This is a genomic window from Sulfurimonas sp. (genome assembly GCF_026991475.1).
GTDB lineage: Bacteria > Campylobacterota > Campylobacteria > Campylobacterales > Sulfurimonadaceae > Sulfurimonas.
Genome location: NZ_JALXBK010000126.1, coordinates 1 through 2,947, shown reverse-complemented (window position 1 = coordinate 2,947; position 2,947 = coordinate 1). Strand labels below are relative to the sequence as shown.

4 protein-coding genes are annotated in these 2,947 nt (G+C 36.5%); 2 read left to right on the top strand and 2 right to left on the bottom strand.

Annotation, left to right across the window (positions count from 1 at the left end; genetic code table 11):
* Window positions 1-129 precede the first annotated feature (129 nt).
* Together MV589_RS10805 and arsC are read left to right on the top strand one after the other, a co-directional pair.
* Window positions 130-1,113 (top strand): lytic murein transglycosylase, encoded by a 984-nt coding sequence (locus MV589_RS10805; RefSeq protein WP_297434755.1) that lies wholly within the window; start codon window positions 130-132, stop codon window positions 1,111-1,113.
* The gene (arsC, locus tag MV589_RS10800) at window positions 1,114-1,467 is read left to right on the top strand and encodes an arsenate reductase (glutaredoxin) (RefSeq protein ID WP_297434753.1); all 354 of its coding nucleotides are present in this window, start codon (window positions 1,114-1,116) and stop codon (window positions 1,465-1,467) included.
* Here arsC and MV589_RS10795 read toward each other — a convergent pair.
* A complete protein-coding gene (locus MV589_RS10795) occupies window positions 1,456-1,893 on the bottom strand; it encodes a deoxycytidylate deaminase (RefSeq protein WP_297434751.1) in 438 nt (145 codons plus the stop codon). The genes arsC and MV589_RS10795 overlap by 12 nt on opposite strands.
* Window positions 1,894-1,898: 5 nt before the next feature.
* Window positions 1,899-2,735 carry a peptidylprolyl isomerase gene (locus MV589_RS10790; protein ID WP_297434749.1) on the bottom strand — a complete coding sequence of 279 codons (837 nt, stop codon included), beginning with the start codon at window positions 2,733-2,735 and terminating at the stop codon, window positions 1,899-1,901.
* Window positions 2,736-2,947 lie beyond the last annotated feature (212 nt).

Genomic DNA, 2,947 nt, shown 5'->3' with positions numbered 1-2,947 from the left:
ATCAAAAGTTACAAAAAAGCCCACTTGCACCACTTTTGCGAGAGTTTGTGGACAAAGGTCTTGTAAGTGGCTCGTTATTTAATAAAATGTGGCACGATATAGGAACTCCACAAAGGTTGCAGCAGATAAATGAAACACTTTAACATACTCTTTTTACTCCTTCTTAGCTCACTCCTCTCAGCAAAATACAATGACTGCGATTTTAAAAATAAAAACTATGAAGATATATGTCATACGGTGGTAAAACATGGCGTATCATATAGATATGCCAACAAGTTTTTACTCTCCTACTTTAAAACCCAGAAATTTGATGAAGTAAGCTGGAAGTATCTGCAACCATCTAAAATAAAATACCATAGAGAAAAAGAGAAAGAAGCAAATAATATCCTTGTAAAGTATGTTCCAAAAATGGTTGCAAACTTGAAAAAATACAAAAAAGTTTATGACCTTGCTGAGAAAAAATATGGTGTAAATCGTGAGATTATCGCGGCCATTTTACTCAAAGAGACAAAGCTCGGAAAAATAAAACCGACACATGATGCCTTCATAGTCTTTAACACCATTGTCGTGCGAACCAAACCAAAAACTCCTCGCGAAAAATGGCTGCTTAAAATGGGCAAAACAAACATGGCTTCCATCATCGAACACTGTTACAAAGAGGGGGTAAATCCTGAGCAGTGTAATTTACCTAGTTCGTATGCAGGCGCAGTGGGCATCCCTCAGTTTATGCCAAACAGTTTTATATATACAGACTCCTACAAAGGCAAGGTAGCAGATATAACAAAGATGGAAGATGCCATTCTCTCTGTAGCAAAGTTTTTACATATAAAGGCGAAGTTTAACACACTCATTGACTGGTCTAAAATGCCTAATGTTGCGAAGGTAGAGGCGGCATGGTACAAGTATGATTTTCAAAATGAGAATGCTTCATTTTGTTACGAGAAGAGCCGCAGTGGGAAACTCTACCAATGTTTTACAAAAAATAGAGATGAACTACAATATATGAAAAAATATGTCCAGAAGATAATGCGCTATAATAACTCCTCAAATTACGCTGTAGGCGTTATGCGTCTGGCGTATGATGCACATAAATTATTAGAAGGAAAACAATAGATGAGTAAACTAACCATAATGCACAATCCACGCTGCTCAAAATCACGAGAAGCACTAAAAATACTAGAAGAAAACGGTATAAATGCAGAGATAGTAAAGTACCTTGAAACACCGCCAACAAAAGAGGAGATAAAAGAGCTGCTGAAAATGTTAGGCATAAACGCAAGAGATTTGATGCGTACAAAAGAGGATATTTATAAAGAGTTAAAGCTTAAAGATGTAGATGATGAAGAGAAGCTCATCGAAGCGATGGCTGAGCATCCAAAACTCATAGAGCGCCCAATAGTCATAAAAGACTCCAAAGCGGTCATAGGCCGTCCACCTTCAAAAATCGTTGATTTTTTAAAGGCTTAAACGCTCAATACTTACGCCGTTATCTTTTAAAAACTTCGAGATAACATCTGAGTGAGTATGCTCATAAGGCCTGTCATAAACAATACGTTTAATACCACTCGCTATGAGATTTTTACTACACTCACTGCATGGTTCAAGTGTGACATAAATGGTTGCGCCCTCTATGCTTATACCTTTTCTTGCCGCCCATATAATGGCATTCATCTCTGCATGAATTTCATAAGTCTTAGACCATTCATGATGCTCTGAAGTGTATTCGCCATCCCAATAATCACAACAGTTTACATACCCTGGAGGAGTTCCATTATAACCCGTACTTAAAATACGCCCATCTTTTACAATGACTGCTCCAACCTGCTTGGAGACACACTTTGAAGCGGAGGCTATTTCTGTTGCTATTTTTATAAATATTTGATCACTTAACATATTTTTTACTTTGGCATTCTAATAATACGAATATCTGCATTATCGCGTAAGCGTGCAAAATACTCAGTGAGAACTTCTTCTCTTTTTTTAGACATAATCGCATTGATAATTTGCGGCTTAATACTCTCTAAATCCATATCTTTTGCCATTTTTACAGAGTTTATATAAAAACTCATAAAGCCACCCTGCCCATTTGGAAGTACAGGTGTAAAGGTATCTACTTTCGTTTTACTTAGTAGTGATGCCAACTCTGGAGAGATATGGTTATACTCTAACACTTGCTCATGTGAGGTAACAGAGGGAGAGTAAAACATAGGATTATACACCTTTGTCTCTAATTCCTCTCTGCTTTTTGTTGTATAAATAGTCACATCAAAAGAGCTAGGGTGTTCAAGCTCTTTTTTGTGAAATTTAAAATACTCGGCTATCTCATCATCACTCGGTTCAGAAAGAGAACTCATCGCAATAGCTTGAAAAAGTTTTTCATGTAACAGTTTCTCTTTTATTTTCTTTTGAAGCGCACTTGAGCTAAGACCATTACTATTGCGTACAGCATCATAAAACTCACCTACACTCAGGTGGTTTCTTTCTGCAAGTCTTTTAATGTCAGCATACACTTCATCACTTGTAACAGTGATTTTTCTCTTTTTTATCTCCAAGGCTTCAAGCTTTTTACGAATGAGCAACTCAGAAACTTTTTTCGCATCCAAATGCGTTTGGGTCATCGCCTTTTGCATATCTAAAAGAGTTATTGCCTTATCTTCCACAACAATGGCAACACCATCATATATTTTAGCACTCAGCAAGCTCGTCATAAGTAACAACAGTAATATTTTATACATATCTATCCATTTTTTTATTTAGGTGTATTTTACCAACCTTTAACCAACATTTGCCTAAAATTCTATTAATAGACTTCTTTCATAGCCTAGATATATTTCAGAGGGAAGAAAAAAAGATGAAATTGTGCAAAATCTTTTTTGAAGCGTAGCCGTAGCTACGGTGAGGAAAAGTTTTGTGCAAGTTCGCTTTTTTTATCCCTCCCTTTGGGCAA